This window comes from Solitalea agri, from assembly GCF_023914155.1.
In the GTDB taxonomy this organism is placed as follows: Bacteria; Bacteroidota; Bacteroidia; order Sphingobacteriales; family Sphingobacteriaceae; genus Solitalea; species Solitalea agri.
The window spans coordinates 101,115-115,874 of record NZ_JAMWYS010000024.1 but is presented as its reverse complement, the minus strand read 5'-3'; the positions used below and the strand labels follow the sequence as shown (position 1 = coordinate 115,874).

Genomic DNA, 14,760 nt, shown 5'->3' with positions numbered 1-14,760 from the left:
ATTACAGTTAGCTGCAAACCAAAAACGTCGAGGAGATTTAATAGTTAAACTTTGCGCCTAAAAAATAATCATAATGACAATTTCAAAATCTTTAGCCTTGTCGATCATTGTTAGCTTGAATCTTTTAGCGAGCACGAATTTGATAGCTCAGACTACTAATTCTAAAACCTCAAAAAAGAACCAAGTAAAAGGCTCCCTGACGTCTTATGAAAAATACATTGACGACAATAATGACGTACACTTAAAAGAATTTATGGAGCTGATAGCTATTCCAAGCATATCTTCTCTTCCTGCAAATAAATTAGATATTGACAAGGCAGCTGCATGGATCGTAAATAAATTAAAGGCTATTGGAATGACAAGGGCGCAAACAATACCGACAGATGGGAGTCCTATTGTATATGGCTGTTGGGATAAAGCGCCAGGTAAACCCACTGTGCTAATTTATGCTCATTACGATGTGCAACCTGTAAAGGAATCGGAATGGGATAATCCGCCCTTTGCACCAAAAGTAACAGATGGTAAAATAGTTGGACGTGGTGCCAGTGATGACAAAAGTGGCGTTATGATAACTATTTGGGCGGTTGAAGCCATGTTGCACACGGACGGCAAATTACCCGTGAATGTTAAATTTATCTTTGATGGAGAAGAAGAAAAAGGCAGTCCCAATTTTAAAAAATTTATTAATGAAAATAAAAACTTGTTGAAAGCTGATTTTGCATTAAATGCTGATGGTAGCCAATACAGTGAAACTACGCCATCTATTTTGATGAGCTTAAGAGGTGCTGCAATCATGGAGTTTACAGTAAAAACAGCTAATACGGACGCACATTCGGGGCAATTTGGTGGAAAAACTCCTAATGCTGCGGTAATTATGTCGCAAATTATTTCATCGTTTTATACCAAAGAAGGAAATGTAGCCGTAAAGGGGTTTTATGATAAAGTAGTACCAACCACTTTAGAAGAAAAAGAAATGATAAAAAAAGTGCCTTATAATAAATCTGATGATATGAAATTATTAGGCACCTTAGCGGAGTCTGGCGATACTACTTTTTCGCCACTTGAACGAGTATGGTACCGTCCTACACTCGAAATAATTGGTATGCAAAGCGGTTATACAGCAGCGGAAGGACATTCAAATATTATTCCTGGGAATGCTATGGCAAGAATAACGTGTCGCTTGGTTAATAATCAATCACCGGATGAAATTATTGATTTAATAGTAAAGCATATCAATAAAAATTGTCCTTTGGGCGCTACCGTTTCTTATAAATTAACCAAAGGAGGAGCAAACCCCTTGAAATTTCCTGCAGACACCAAAGCCTATAATTATGTAGCTGATGCCTTATTCAAAATTTATGGAAAACAACCCTTACAACTTGGTGCAGGTTTTTCTACTGGATCTTTGATTGACATTAAAGAAACCTTGGGGATTTATCCGTATTCATTAGGTTTTGAACTACCTGATGAGAAATGGCATGCTTCGAATGAATATCTCCGGTTATCAAGCATTCGAAAGGGACAACTATTGTATTGCTATTACTTGCAGCATGTAGCAGACGAAGAAAGTAAACTTAAGTAGGTAGAAAGCACTTATGCCTACGTAGTTTATAAAAGTATCAATGCTCAACATAAGATTTGCGTGTTCCGCTAGCAACATGTATGCAAGATTGCTCGCAGTTTAGATTTGTAGTTTGGTTTTTAAATAACGTTTTGTTTCGGGGGGAGTTTACCTTTCAAAGACCAGCAACCTCGTATATAAATGCCGTATGCCTCATTGTAAAAAGACACTAATAACTTATAGAAAGCAATAAAAATAGTCATATGAGAAAAATAATTTCATTTATGCATATATCGCTTGACGGTTTTGTAGCAGGACCGAACGGTGAAATGGACTGGATTAAAGTGGATAAGGAGATTTTTGATTTTGTCGGACTGAGGATAAGCGAAGGTGATACTGCATTGTATGGACGAGTAACCTATCAGATGATGGAAGATTACTGGCCTACCGCAGGAGAAAAGCCGAATGCGACCAAGCACGATATTGAACATTCAAAATGGTATAGCAAAGTGCACAAAGTTGTTTTATCAAAAACAATGAACAATGAGGACTTGACTAACACAAAAATAATTAGCGACAATCTTTCGGACAGCATAAATGAAATAAAACAGCAGGCAGGGAATGAAATCTTGCTTTTTGGCAGTCCTTCAGCAACGCATTCGCTTATTCAATTGAACTTAATTGATGGCTACTGGCTATTTGTTAATCCAATTATTCTTGGTCGAGGTATTCCATTATTTGTAGACATCAAAGACAAAATAAAACTAAACTTATTGACTACCCGACAATTTACTTGCGGGGTAACTGAACTGAATTATACAGTGGACAAACAATAACAACTAATCGCCCACATCTCTGATTGCTGCTTCTTGTGTTAAAAAACACTTCAAACTGACAGTTTATTTAATCCTAAGATATTTTTTGTTTAAATTATTTAGTGTTCACAAAATACAGTAGTTAACCACAATAAAACACTATGGATAAGTTAAATAATTACTCAACAAAATTTATTGACTGGCTCACCATCTTCGGTCCAAAAGTTCTAGGTGCATTAATAGTCTTTATTATCGGACTTTACTTGATCAACATGGTGGCACGATTGGTTTCTAAAGGGTTGCGTAAACGAGGAATTGATGTGTCCTTACAATCTTTTCTGGGAAGTTTAGTGAGTGTTGGGTTGAAAATTTTATTACTTATTTCCGTTGCTGGAATGTTAGGCATTCAAACCACTTCTTTTGTGGCAGTGATCGGTGCATTAGGTTTGGCTATAGGTTTGGCCTTGCAGGGATCGTTGGCAAATTTTGCAGGCGGAGTTTTAATATTGGTTTTTAAACCTTTTAAAGTTGGCGATTTAATCGAATCGGGTGGACAAACAGGCCATGTGCTGGAAATCCAAATTTTCAACACTATTTTACTTACACCTGAAAACAAAACAGTAATCCTTGCTAACGGGGGCGTATCGAATAGTACAATTGTTAATTACAGCCGACATGGGAATCTGCGTGTGGATATTACAATGGCAGTAGCGCCTGATAATGATATTGAAAAGGTACGCAGTATTGCTTTACAGACAATTGAGGCAAATAAGTTTGTTTTAAAGGAGCCTGCTCCATCAGTAAATGTAATTAAAGTTGGCGATGGAATGATAACCCTCGCAATTCGTCCTTATGCAACACCTGCCGAGTACTGGGATGCATTTTTTACAGTGCAGGAGGATGTGAAAAATGCCTGGGATAAAAATAATGTTACCGGTCCTGTCCCAACCCGGGTTATTATAAATAAATAACTCGACTAACCATGAAGCACAAAATAACAGGAATGACCCCAATGCTAATGGTTTACGATATGCAAACCTCCCTGGCATTCTATTGCAATGTGCTGGGCTTTAATTTGATCGAATCGGCAGGGCCTCAAGATGATATTGGGTGGGTATTACTTCGATTAAATGATATTGAATTAATGCTTAATACCCAATACGAAAAACCTGACCGGCCACATAATCAGGAGTTGCTTCGGAATGATCATCATGGCGATGTGTGTCTCTATTTTGCATGCAATGACATTGATGGATTGTATCAGTCGCTGAAAAGTAAAAATATAGCATTAAAAGAACCTTATATTACCGGTTACGGATGGCAGACGCTTGATTTAACTGATCCCGATGGTTTTAAGTTATCGTTTCATAAGCCCCTGCATACGTTTTAAAAAAAGCTTCAGATTTTAATCTGAAGCTTTTTTGTTCTAATTCTAACGGTCTTTATATGTCGAAGCCAAATCAAGCATACATCAATTTAAATGCATGACTCCAATTGTTATTTAAGAAACCTGGAATACACCAAAGCATTGCCAAAGGCTCAATTGCTCTGGCTGCTTCCATTTTGCCCATGTCGGCAACGTCAAAACCAAATAGCTCCACAATTTTTTTGACTTCAGCTTTTGCATGATCATTATTCCCGCAGATAAACATGGTAGGTATGCCTTCATTAAACGAAGGGTTTATCATAAAAGAACTACCGATGCAGCTGAAAGCCTTAATAAAATGTGCATCAGGAACTAAATTTTGAAGACGCTCCATTAATGATTCGTTAGGGCCGGTAAAATACGAGAGAACTCCATTAACAGGAGGGGAATCATTGAGCGGATTAGTTGTATCGATCACGGTTTTACCTTTTAAATAATCTTTTAGCTCAAGTATTAACTTTTCAGCCGCTGTTCCTTTAACAGAAAAAACGATCATATCTCCAAAAGAGGCTGCTTCGGCCAATGAACCTACAGAACCTTTGTTTCCGGCATTTGACAGCCATTCAGTAAGTTTCGTGCTGTCGCTGGTTCCCATCATCACTTCAAACCCATGTTTAATAAAACCAGATGCTAGTGCTTGAGCTACTACACCTGAACCGATGACTCCAATTTTATTCATATGTTTTTAAATTTTTACAATTAGAAAAGGTTGATTGTAATATTGTTAATAAGCTAAAATAGTTGTGCTGATTGTTATAATTTCAGTTTTTTCTATCGATAAAGAAAGCTGATTAAGGCTAAAAAAGAAATTTATGATCAGCTATTCTAATTTAATTATTATAAAACAAAGCTTATGAAAATTTTATGGTCATTATTAATGCTATTCATTAAAAGATGTAAGGTTATATATGGAATCACTCGAAGGAACAAAGGATATTTTGTACGAAACTGGTACAGGATATTCTATACTGGTTTCATCAAAAGATACATCAAAGCTTGATACCTTCTGTTTTAAATGTGTTAGTGTATGGAAACGTCAAGTAATGGTGAGTATAAATGTGTGATCGATACTTATAATAATTTGCCTTCAGATTGATTATAAATAACTGAAAACGGTTCTGATGCAAAACAGAACCGCTTTTTAATAGTTGTTTCCTGTTTGATCATACATTATAACCTTGCGCCAGAATACGCTTCCATTCAGGATGTCTTTTCAAGTACGCGGCCACATAGGGACATAAGGGAACCAGTTGCTTGCCTTCATCCTCGATCATTTTAAGAACAGTTTCTACCAATTTTTTAGCAATGCCTTTCCCTTCCAGTTCAGGAGCTACTTCGGTGTGAGTAAGGTAAATACTGTTACCCGACTTCATATATTCAATAAAAGCCTTATGACCTTCTACTTCGGTTTCGTAATGTTTTTCAGTTTGTATTACATTTAATGCTGTTTCCATTCTATGAAGATTTAAACAAAAGATACAGCTTTTCTTAGCCATGGCAAAAAAGCAAGAAAGGGCGATCGATTTAGCAAGTTGTAGAAGATGATAGCTCTTTCACTTTATCCAAAAAAAAAACTCCCTTTTTTAGTTAAAAGGGAGTTGATATTTTGTAACGTTAAATGTTAGTTAATAACTAATTACTTGATCTTCTAAGTGTTCAGGTAATTCTCTGAATTCATACTGCTGGTTACGCAACTGAGGTGTATAACCTGCCTCACGTATAGCTTGTTGAATGCCGCTGGCTGTAAAGCGGTGTGGAGCACCAGCCGCCGAAACCACATTCTCTTCAATCATAATTGAACCGAAGTCGTTAGCCCCGGCATGTAAACACATTTGCGCTACTTGCTTACCAACGGTTAGCCAAGAAGCTTGTATATTTTTTACGTTTGGCAGCATGATACGGCTTAATGCGATCATTCGTATATACTCGTCGCCGGTAACTGTATTTCTCACATTTCTGATTCGGCGTAATAATGTTCCATCATCCTGGAAAGGCCATGGGATAAAGGCTAAAAATCCTTTTGCATCTGCAGGTTTTTCAGATTGAACTTCGCGTAGCCAAACTAAATGCTCAAAGCGTTCTTCCAGGGTTTCAACATGACCAAACATCATGGTGGCTGAGGTAGTCAAATGAAGCTGATGGGCAGCGCGCATCACATCTAACCACTCACGACCACTGCACTTTCCTTTTGAAATTAAACGACGTACGCGGTCATTTAAAATTTCAGCACCGGCGCCAGGTAATGAATCTAGTCCGGCTTCCTTTAAGGCTGTAAGTACTTCCGTATGTGAAAGCTTATCGAGTTTAGCAATATGGGCAATTTCCGGTGGACCTAAAGCATGTAGTTTTAGGGTTGGGTATAACCTTTTTAGTTCCTTGAAAAGATCAACATAATAATTTAAACCCAAATCAGGGTGATGACCGCCTTGCAATAACAACTGCTCTCCACCATACCTAAATGTCTCTTCAATTTTAACCTTGTAGGTCTCGATATCGGTAATGTAACTTTCATCATGACCTGGGCGACGGAAGAAATTACAGAATTTACAGTTGGCAATACAAACGTTAGTGGTATTTAAATTTCGGTCGATGATCCATGTAACCAGGTTATCTGGTTTTTGTATCATTCTTAACTGATGACCAACGTGCATTAACTGGGCCGTGGAAGCATTTTTAAATAGATGTAATCCTTCATCAGCGGTTAAAAATTCAAAATTGAGAGCCTTTTCTAATAATTTTTCGGTGTTCATTTTACGGATAGTATCCCTTGTCAGGGGGCGTGCGAACTAATGATTGGCAAATATAAACCTTCGCTTATAAACTGAAGAACATATTTGATCCTGCAATAACAAAAGTTCATAATTGTTGTTTATTTTATGGTTTTGAATTTCGAGTTTGGGAGCGATAAAAGCTTGGAATAAACCATTACTTTTGTAATCCCGTTTTAACAAAATCCTGATGATAAATTTCGAAAGATTTACTTTAAATAATGGACTGCGTGTTTTGGTGCATGAAGATCCTGCAACGCCAATGGCAGTTTTAAACGTATTATACGATGTAGGTGCCAGAGATGAAGATCCTACTAAAACAGGGTTTGCACATTTATTCGAGCACCTCATGTTTGGAGGTTCGGTTAATATTCCTTCTTATGATGAGCCATTGCAAAGAGTAGGAGGTGAGAACAATGCCTTTACCACCAATGATATAACCAATTACTACATACAGGTCCCTGCTGTAAATCTTGAAACGGCCTTTTGGCTCGAATCAGACCGGATGCTGAGTTTGGCGTTTTCAGAAAAAAGTTTGGAAGTGCAGCGCAATGTGGTATGCGAGGAATTTAAACAGCGGTATTTAAATCAGCCTTATGGAGATGTTTGGCTAAATCTTCGTCCGTTGGCATTTAAAAAGCATCCCTATCAATGGGCAACAATTGGTAAAGAGCTTTCGCATATCGAGGATGCAACTTTAGATGACGTAAAAGCTTTCTTCACTAAGCATTATAATCCTCAAAACGCCATTTTGGTAGTTGCCGGAAAAGTGAAATTAGAAGAAGTTAAACAGTTAGCAGAAAAATGGTTTGGGCCTATTCCTGCTGGAGAAAGGTACAATAGAAACCTAATACAGGAGCCTGTTCAAACAGAAGCTCGCACTCAAACAATTAAAGCAAAGGTTCCGTTAAACGCTATTTATAAAGCCTATCATATTGGCGATCGCAAGCAAAAAGAGTTTTATGCCACCGATCTGATCTCTGATTTGCTTTCTCGTGGTGATTCATCTCGTTTATACCGTTCATTGGTTAAGGAGCAACCACTGTTTAGCGAAATTAATGCTTATGTTTCAGGAGATATGGATCCGGGATTGTTCATTGTTGAAGGTAAATTGGTGAATGGAGTTGAAATGGAACAGGCGGAAGCTGCTATTCAAGTTGAACTTGAACGCCTTAAAAATGAAGTGCTACAGCAAGACGAGTTAACCAAGGTGAAGAATAAAATTGAATCGACTATGGTGTTCTCGGAGTTGAACCTGCTTGATAGAGCAATGAACCTTGCTTATTTTGAATTGCTGGGAGATGCAGCCAATTATAACCTCGAAAGAGAAAAATATCAGTCGGTAACTGCAAATCAAATTCAGGAACAGGCGAATAAGATTTTTACTGATACCAATTGTTCTACCTTGTATTACTTAAGTGAAAATTAGTAATACCAACTTATCAACGAATAAAATGATTTTAGACAGAAAATCGGAGCCGCAATTTAAGGCCATCTCAAGCATAAAACTTATAAAACCCGAATGTCAAAAACTGCAAAACGGCATTGATCTATATTTTATCGATGCTTCGGAAGCAGATTTGGTGAGGGTAGAATTTATTTTTCCTAATGTTGATTGGAATGCTGCACAGCCTTTGGCTATTGGTGCCACAAATTCAATGTTGAATGAGGGAACTCCTCATTATACGGCTTCTCAGTTGGCGGATAAGATCGATTTTTATGGAGCCTTTTTTCAACATGAAGCAGGCTTCGATCATTCAAGTGTTACTCTTTACAGTTTAAATAAGCATCTAAAGAGTACGCTGCCAATAATTAAAGAGATAATAACAGAGGCTTGTTTCCCAGAGCAGGAGCTTTCAACTTATATTCAAAATAGTAAGCAGAAACTTAAGGTAAATCAACAGAAGAATGATTTTCTTGCCCGTAAGAAATTCAATCAGGTGCTTTTTGGTGATAATTCTTACTACGGATATAATGTTCAGGCCGAGGATTACGATAAATTAACAAGAGAAGAATTATTAGCTGTTCGAGCCAAGCAATATACTGCTGGTAATTGTATTATTATAATTTCTGGAAAGGTAAAAGCTGAAGAACGCCAACTGATTGCTGAACTATTTGGTAATGATGATTGGTTGTCGGATGAAAAATTGGTGGTGAGTAAGCCTGTGTTAGAGCCATCATCCACATTGGTAAATTTTGTAGAAAGACCTGATGCTTTACAATCAGCCATTCGACTGGGTAAACCATTGTTCAATAAATCGCATCCCGACTTTCAGGCAATGCAGGTGTTAAATACTGTATTTGGCGGTTATTTTGGTTCACGGTTAATGTCCAATATCCGCGAAGATAAGGGCTATACCTATGGAATAGGGTCGGCTATTGTTTCACTTAAAGAGGCTGGTTACTTCTTTGTTGCTACCGAAGTTGGTGCCGAGGTTTGTTCGAATGCATTAACGGAGATTTACAAAGAAATTGATATCCTGAAAAATATTCTTATTCCAGATGAAGAGTTAAGTCTGGTAAGAAATTATATGTTGGGTTCATTTTTAGGAAGTCTGGAAAATGCGTTTTCACATGCTGATAAGTTTAAAGGAATTCTGCTTTATGGCTTAGATTATGATTATTACGAGAATTTCTTCGAAACAGTTAAAACAGTCACTCCGCAGCATCTGCAACAGTTAGCCAATAAATACCTAGCTGATAATTTTCTGGAAGTGGTGGTAGGGAAAAAGTAAACAAGTCAACAGTGCCCAGTCATCAGTCTCCAGAAAGCAGTATGTTTCGTTTATTTCTACTGGAGACCGTGAACTGAGTACTGTAAACTGAAGACTGCATACTGAGTACAGTAGACAGTGTACTACCGACGGATGACTGAATACAGCCGACTAAACACTGCCATTATTTTGTCATAAAAAACGAATTGCAAAGAATCTTTAATTAAGGGTTTCGCAAACCGGATATTTTCTTTACCTTTGCCCGGCAAATAATAACTCCTAAAATTATTTGCCATGCATTTAGACCCATCAAAATTTGTTCTCGACGGCCTTACTTACGATGACGTGTTGCTGATTCCAGCGTACTCAGAAGTTTTACCACGTGAAGTTAACACCCAATCTAATCTAACCAGAAACATTAAGATTAACGTTCCGATCATCTCTGCTGCTATGGATACCGTTACCGATGCTGAGTTGGCTATAGCCATTGCTCAGGCCGGAGGTTTAGGTATGATCCACAAAAACATGAGCATTGAAAAACAAGCTGCTGCTGTTCGTAAAGTAAAACGTTCAGAAAGTGGTATGATTCAGGATCCTGTTACGTTAACTGTAGATGCTAAATTGAGTGATGCTTTACGCCTAATGAAAGAGAACAAGATTGGTGGTATTCCAATTATCAATGGCAACAATAAACTGCTTGGTATTTTAACCAACCGCGATTTGCGTTTCCAGAAAGATGTTTCTCTTCCCGTAAGTGATGTAATGACTACTCAAAATCTTATCACCGCTCCAGAAGGAACAGATTTGATGAACGCAGAGGAAATTCTTCAAAAACATAAAATTGAAAAACTTCCGGTAGTTAAAGCTGACGGTACGTTAGCCGGCTTAATTACATTTAAAGATATTCAGAAGTTTAAAGCTTATCCAATTGCATGTAAAGACGAACACGGTCGTTTACGTGTTGGTGCAGCTGTTGGGGTAACCGCTGACACCATTGAGCGTGTTACTGCCTTGGTAAACGCTGGAGTTGATGTGATTACAGTTGATACAGCTCATGGCCACTCAAGAGGAGTTATTGAGATGGTGAAAAAAGTGAAAACTACTTTCCCTAAGCTTGAAGTGATTGCTGGTAATATTGCCACTGCCGATGCTGCTTTGGCACTTAAAGAAGCTGGTGTTGATGGTGTAAAAGTAGGTATTGGCCCGGGCTCAATTTGTACTACCCGTATTATTGCCGGTGTAGGTGTACCGCAGTTAACGGCTGTTTATGAGGTTGCTAAAGCCTTAAAAGGTACTGGCATTCCGGTTATTGCCGATGGAGGTATTAAGCAAACAGGTGACATTGTTAAGGCGATTGCAGCAGGTGCAAGTTCAATAATGGCGGGATCTTTATTTGCTGGGGTAGAAGAGTCTCCAGGTGAAACCATCATTTTCGAAGGTCGTAAGTTCAAATCATATCGTGGAATGGGTTCTGTTGAAGCAATGGAACAAGGTTCTAAAGATCGTTATTTCCAGGATGTTGAAGATGATATTAAGAAATTAGTACCTGAAGGTATTGTTGGTCGTGTACCTTATAAAGGCACATTGGCTGAGGTGATGTACCAGTATATCGGTGGATTAAAAGCTGGTATGGGTTATTGTGGTGCTCGTACTATCGAAGATTTGCAAGAAGCTAAGTTTGTACGTATTACCGCTGCGGGTATGCGTGAAAGTCATCCTCACGATATTACAATTACTAAAGAAGCTCCGAATTATTCAACTAAGTAATTAGGCGCTTATATTGTTTACAGAGTTATATCAAACTGATTTTAATCATAAAGATTCATTCAGGTTGATGTAACTCTGTTTTTTTAAAGATTAGTTGATAAATCTCCCCTCTACCTTGAAATAACGTTCTTGCATTAACGTTGCTTTTTGTTTTCTTTCAATCGAATAAAAATTATTGGGCGCGTACTCCAGTTTTTCCTCTAAATCATATAGTTCATTCTCAGTTTTATTTACAATTGAAATATTCCTGATAGAACCGTTAGGAAATCTTAGAATGCTTATTTTTCGTGTTTTTAAAAGTGTATCAACCGCAGTGTAAACCTCAGAGCTATCAGTTTTCAAAACATTATAACTTTTGCTCCATGCTGGTTTGTTAATATTTGAGTTTTCGAATACACTTAATTCATCTGCCCATAGCGTATCTCGAATCGATTTGGTTTCAACTTTACCATTATCATTCACCGTTTTATTCACCTTTTGATCTTGCGCATTTAATCGTTTAATCTCATTTTCAAAATATACTTTCAAGTCGAAATATCGATTATTAGCCTTCGATTGCACATTTTGTTTAATGCAAGCAGTTGAAATGACTAGTAAGCAAATAAAAAGTAAATACGATGTTTTATTCATGGCCTAAAAGTAATAAAAAAGCCTCCCTAATAGGAGGCTATAAAATTGTTCTATATAGATTTTACAAACTGGTTGTAGACTATAAAACTATACTAATTCATTACCTGTCATTTCTGCAGGTTTTTGAATATCCATCATTTTTAAAATGGTGGTGGCAATGTCACCAAGTTTTCCGTTTTTAACTGTCTTTACATCATTGTCGATAATAATGCAAGGAACCAGGTTGGTGGTGTGCGCAGTATTTGGAGTTCCGTCATCATTGATCATGTAATCAGCATTACCGTGGTCAGCTATAATGATGAATGAATATCCGTTTTCAATACCTGTTTCAACTACCGATTGTAAGCAACTGTCAACAGTTTCGGCAGCTTTAATTGCAGCACTGAAAACTCCGGTGTGCCCAACCATGTCGGTATTGGCAAAGTTTAAGCAAATAAAGTCTGGCCATTTGCTTTGTAACTCAGGCAAAATGGCATCTCTGATATCAAATGCACTCATTTCAGGTTTCAAATCGTAAGTAGCCACTTTAGGAGATGGACATAATAAGCGTTTTTCACCATCAAATGGAGCTTCACGGCCTCCAGAGAAGAAGAATGTAACGTGGGGGTATTTCTCAGTTTCAGCAATTCGAATTTGAGTTTTGCCAGCATTCTGTAGCACCTCACCCAAAGTCATAGCTAAATCATCCTTAGTGAAGATTACTTTAACGTCGTTAAAGGTCTCGTCATATGTAGTCATGGTAACATAAAACAGCTTAAGCTTTTTCATGCCTTGCTCAGGGAAATCTTCCTGAGTTAGCGCTTTGGTAATCTCACGACCGCGATCAGTACGGAAGTTAAAGCAAATTACTACATCACCTTCCTTAATGGTTGCAATTGGATTGCCATCGGCATCAACCTTAACTATAGGTTTTAAGAACTCATCTGTAACATCTTCGGCGTACGATTGTTCAATGGCTTGCTCAATATTACTTACTGCTTTACCTTCACCTTTAACCATTACATCATAAGCCAGTTTAACACGCTCCCAGCGATTATCCCTGTCCATAGCATAGTAGCGTCCAACAGCCGAAGCCACTACTCCGGTACTTTGTGATATATGTTGCTCAAGTTCTTTCATAAAGCCTAAGCCGCTTTTAGGATCGGTGTCCCGACCATCTAAAAACGCATGAACAAAAACGTTTGGTAACTGCTGGTCGGCAGCGGCTGAGAGCAGTCCTTTGAGGTGATTAATATGTGAGTGTACACCACCGTCAGACACTAATCCTATAAAATGAACACTCTTGTTCTCTTTTTTTGCATAGTTAAAGGCATCGACTAAAACAGGGTTTTTATCAATTTCGTGCTCACGAACTGCTTTGTTGATTCGCACAAGTTCCTGATAAACAACTCGTCCGGCGCCGAGGTTCATGTGGCCAACTTCCGAGTTGCCCATTTGACCTTCTGGCAATCCCACTGCTTCACCCGAAGCTTCGAGTTTTGAGTTCGGATACTTCTTTACAATTTCATCAAAAAAAGGAGTGTTTGCTTTGTAGATGGCATTAGAGTCATCCTGGCGACCGTAGCCCCATCCATCGAGGATGATAAGGGCGATTTTTTTATTATTTTCCACAATACAAATATATTTTTTTACTAATAAAACTCTTTACAAATTGAAAAAACAGTGTATTAGGGGTAATATTTGGCATCATTTGTGTAACGATGGCGACTATAAAATATAATTTAATAAGATCGTGAGTAAAGTACTTTTAATAGTATCATTAATATTTTTTGTCCAACCGGGACCGGGGGCAAAACATCAGGATGATGCGATAGAAGTAATTACAAAGTCAATTGAAGCAGGCAATACTAAAGAAATTTCAAAATACCTTAATTCCTCTGTAATCTTGTCTATTTTAGAAGATGAGAATGTGTATAGTAAAACACAATCAGAAATGATTCTTCGAAATTTCTTTCTTAAGTACCCCCCAATACAAGTAAAGCTAAAACATACCGGTTCGTCACCAGAAGGTATGCAATATGCTATTTGTTCTTACCGTACCTCTTCCAGCTCTTATCGTTTGTTTTTTTATATGAAACAGAGTGGTAGCAGCACCCTTATTAACGAGCTCAGAGTAGAATCTGAGAAATGAGTTTTCCTCAGTTTTGCCAACAATTTTATATCTTGCCGCATCAAATTTCGACGTTTTGGAAAAAGAACTAGTTAAACAGTTTATTATTAGTGCGTTGGCTGAGGATGTTGGAGACGGCGATCATACTTCCCTTTCAAGCATTCCTCAAGGAACTCTCGGAAAAGCACAGTTACTTATTAAAGATAATGGAATTTTAGCAGGTTTGAATCTTGCTAAAGAAATTTTTGCCGTTGTTGATCCTGAACTTCAGTTGGAAATTTTTATCAATGATGGGGATAGGGTTAAGGTTGATGATATTGCATTAACGGTTTCCGGAAGTGTTCATGCTATTTTAAAAGCTGAAAGATTGGTTTTAAATACCATGCAACGAATGAGCGGAATTGCGACTGTTACTAATTTGGTAGTACAAAAACTTGAAGGAACCTCAACTAAGGTTTTGGATACACGTAAAACTACTCCAGGGATTCGTTTTTTGGAGAAATGGGCTGTTAAAATTGGTGGCGGAGTCAATCATCGTATCGGATTGTATGATATGATTCTGATCAAAGATAATCATGTTGATTATGCCGGTGGAATTAAGAATGCCATCAATAATGCACATGAGTATTTAAAACGAACCGGGAAAAATCTTCAGATTGAAATAGAAACACGTAATTTAGCCGAAGTAAACCAAGTACTGGAAACTGGTGGTGTTGATAGAATTATGCTTGATAACTTCAATTTTGAAAACTTGCGTGAAGCTGTAAAGCTTATCAACCGACAGTTTATTACTGAGGCCTCTGGTGGTATTACATTAGAAAATGCTCGCGAATATGCTCTTTGCGGTGTAGATTATATCTCTATGGGAGCCCTAACTCATTCGGTTAAAAGCCTTGATATGAGCCTTAAGGCTATCTAGTTCTAATTGCTGCTCTCAACGATTTTTAATATTTTTAGTTAAGTTATTTT

General features: G+C 37.7%; 15 protein-coding genes. 10 read left to right on the top strand and 5 right to left on the bottom strand.

The annotated features are described in order from the left end of the window. The first annotated feature begins 73 nt into the window (after window positions 1–73). The 4 genes from NF867_RS05165 to NF867_RS05150 all read left to right on the top strand — a co-directional run bounded on the left by NF867_RS05165 (window position 74) and on the right by NF867_RS05150 (window position 3,766). A complete protein-coding gene (locus tag NF867_RS05165) occupies window positions 74–1,582 on the top strand; it encodes a M20/M25/M40 family metallo-hydrolase (protein ID WP_252586534.1) in 1,509 nt (502 codons plus the stop codon). A 242-nt stretch (window positions 1,583–1,824) separates the two neighbouring features. After that, on the top strand, window positions 1,825–2,397 hold the full coding sequence (locus NF867_RS05160) for a dihydrofolate reductase family protein (RefSeq protein ID WP_252586533.1): 573 nt from the start codon (window positions 1,825–1,827) through the stop codon (window positions 2,395–2,397). 140 nt (window positions 2,398–2,537) lie between these two features. Beyond that, window positions 2,538–3,347: a mechanosensitive ion channel family protein gene (locus NF867_RS05155; RefSeq protein WP_252586532.1), complete on the top strand. Its 810-nt coding sequence runs from the start codon at window positions 2,538–2,540 to the stop codon at window positions 3,345–3,347. An 11-nt stretch (window positions 3,348–3,358) separates the two neighbouring features. Further along, window positions 3,359–3,766 carry a VOC family protein gene (locus NF867_RS05150; RefSeq protein WP_252586531.1) on the top strand — a complete coding sequence of 136 codons (408 nt, stop codon included), beginning with the start codon at window positions 3,359–3,361 and terminating at the stop codon, window positions 3,764–3,766. A gap of 70 nt (window positions 3,767–3,836) precedes the next feature. On the opposite strand, the gene NF867_RS05145 is transcribed toward NF867_RS05150, so the two are convergent. Then, window positions 3,837–4,481, bottom strand: coding sequence for an NADPH-dependent F420 reductase (locus NF867_RS05145; RefSeq protein ID WP_252586530.1), 645 nt, complete (start codon window positions 4,479–4,481; stop codon window positions 3,837–3,839). A 229-nt stretch (window positions 4,482–4,710) separates the two neighbouring features. Between NF867_RS05145 and NF867_RS05140 the strand changes: the two genes are divergently transcribed. Continuing rightward, window positions 4,711–4,866 (top strand): hypothetical protein, encoded by a 156-nt coding sequence (locus NF867_RS05140; protein WP_252586529.1) that lies wholly within the window; start codon window positions 4,711–4,713, stop codon window positions 4,864–4,866. A gap of 99 nt (window positions 4,867–4,965) precedes the next feature. On the opposite strand, the gene NF867_RS05135 is transcribed toward NF867_RS05140, so the two are convergent. Continuing rightward, complete coding sequence (locus tag NF867_RS05135) at window positions 4,966–5,256, bottom strand: GNAT family N-acetyltransferase (RefSeq protein ID WP_252586528.1); 291 nt, start codon at window positions 5,254–5,256, stop codon at window positions 4,966–4,968. A 171-nt stretch (window positions 5,257–5,427) separates the two neighbouring features. After that, window positions 5,428–6,552 (bottom strand): cyclic dehypoxanthinyl futalosine synthase, encoded by a 1,125-nt coding sequence (mqnC, locus tag NF867_RS05130; protein ID WP_252586527.1) that lies wholly within the window; start codon window positions 6,550–6,552, stop codon window positions 5,428–5,430. A gap of 208 nt (window positions 6,553–6,760) precedes the next feature. Between mqnC and NF867_RS05125 the strand changes: the two genes are divergently transcribed. The 3 genes from NF867_RS05125 (at window position 6,761) to guaB (ending at window position 11,051) form a co-directional block, all read left to right on the top strand. Further along, on the top strand, window positions 6,761–7,999 hold the full coding sequence (locus tag NF867_RS05125; RefSeq protein ID WP_252586526.1) for a M16 family metallopeptidase: 1,239 nt from the start codon (window positions 6,761–6,763) through the stop codon (window positions 7,997–7,999). Between the two features lie 28 nt (window positions 8,000–8,027). Beyond that, on the top strand, window positions 8,028–9,305 hold the full coding sequence (locus NF867_RS05120; protein WP_252587117.1) for a M16 family metallopeptidase: 1,278 nt from the start codon (window positions 8,028–8,030) through the stop codon (window positions 9,303–9,305). 273 nt (window positions 9,306–9,578) lie between these two features. Further along, complete coding sequence (gene guaB, locus NF867_RS05115) at window positions 9,579–11,051, top strand: IMP dehydrogenase (RefSeq protein ID WP_252586525.1); 1,473 nt, start codon at window positions 9,579–9,581, stop codon at window positions 11,049–11,051. Window positions 11,052–11,141: 90 nt separating this feature from the next. Here the strand turns inward: guaB and NF867_RS05110 are convergent, their stop codons facing one another. Both NF867_RS05110 and gpmI read right to left on the bottom strand, forming a co-directional pair. Then, on the bottom strand, window positions 11,142–11,681 hold the full coding sequence (locus tag NF867_RS05110) for a hypothetical protein (RefSeq protein WP_252586524.1): 540 nt from the start codon (window positions 11,679–11,681) through the stop codon (window positions 11,142–11,144). Window positions 11,682–11,768: 87 nt separating this feature from the next. Beyond that, complete coding sequence (gene gpmI / locus NF867_RS05105) at window positions 11,769–13,292, bottom strand: 2,3-bisphosphoglycerate-independent phosphoglycerate mutase (protein ID WP_252586523.1); 1,524 nt, start codon at window positions 13,290–13,292, stop codon at window positions 11,769–11,771. 121 nt (window positions 13,293–13,413) lie between these two features. Here gpmI and NF867_RS05100 point away from each other — a divergent pair, with 121 nt between their 5' ends. Both NF867_RS05100 and nadC read left to right on the top strand, forming a co-directional pair. After that, complete coding sequence (locus NF867_RS05100; protein ID WP_252586522.1) at window positions 13,414–13,812, top strand: DUF4783 domain-containing protein; 399 nt, start codon at window positions 13,414–13,416, stop codon at window positions 13,810–13,812. A 55-nt stretch (window positions 13,813–13,867) separates the two neighbouring features. After that, on the top strand, window positions 13,868–14,710 hold the full coding sequence (nadC, locus tag NF867_RS05095; protein ID WP_252586521.1) for a carboxylating nicotinate-nucleotide diphosphorylase: 843 nt from the start codon (window positions 13,868–13,870) through the stop codon (window positions 14,708–14,710). Window positions 14,711–14,760 lie beyond the last annotated feature (50 nt).

Excerpts from the sequence above, each read along its gene's own strand:
- NF867_RS05165 (WP_252586534.1), top strand. The coding sequence starts at position 74 with ATGACAATTTCAAAATCTTTAGCCTTGTCGATCATTGTTAGCTTGAAT.
- NF867_RS05160 (WP_252586533.1), top strand. The coding sequence starts at position 1,825 with ATGAGAAAAATAATTTCATTTATGCATATATCGCTTGACGGTTTTGTA.
- NF867_RS05155 (WP_252586532.1), top strand. The coding sequence starts at position 2,538 with ATGGATAAGTTAAATAATTACTCAACAAAATTTATTGACTGGCTCACC.
- NF867_RS05150 (WP_252586531.1), top strand. The coding sequence starts at position 3,359 with ATGAAGCACAAAATAACAGGAATGACCCCAATGCTAATGGTTTACGAT.
- NF867_RS05145 (WP_252586530.1), bottom strand. The coding sequence starts at position 4,481 with ATGAATAAAATTGGAGTCATCGGTTCAGGTGTAGTAGCTCAAGCACTA.
- NF867_RS05140 (WP_252586529.1), top strand. The coding sequence starts at position 4,711 with ATGGAATCACTCGAAGGAACAAAGGATATTTTGTACGAAACTGGTACA.
- NF867_RS05135 (WP_252586528.1), bottom strand. The coding sequence starts at position 5,256 with ATGGAAACAGCATTAAATGTAATACAAACTGAAAAACATTACGAAACC.
- mqnC (WP_252586527.1), bottom strand. The coding sequence starts at position 6,552 with ATGAACACCGAAAAATTATTAGAAAAGGCTCTCAATTTTGAATTTTTA.
- NF867_RS05125 (WP_252586526.1), top strand. The coding sequence starts at position 6,761 with ATGATAAATTTCGAAAGATTTACTTTAAATAATGGACTGCGTGTTTTG.
- guaB (WP_252586525.1), top strand. The coding sequence starts at position 9,579 with ATGCATTTAGACCCATCAAAATTTGTTCTCGACGGCCTTACTTACGAT.
- NF867_RS05110 (WP_252586524.1), bottom strand. The coding sequence starts at position 11,681 with ATGAATAAAACATCGTATTTACTTTTTATTTGCTTACTAGTCATTTCA.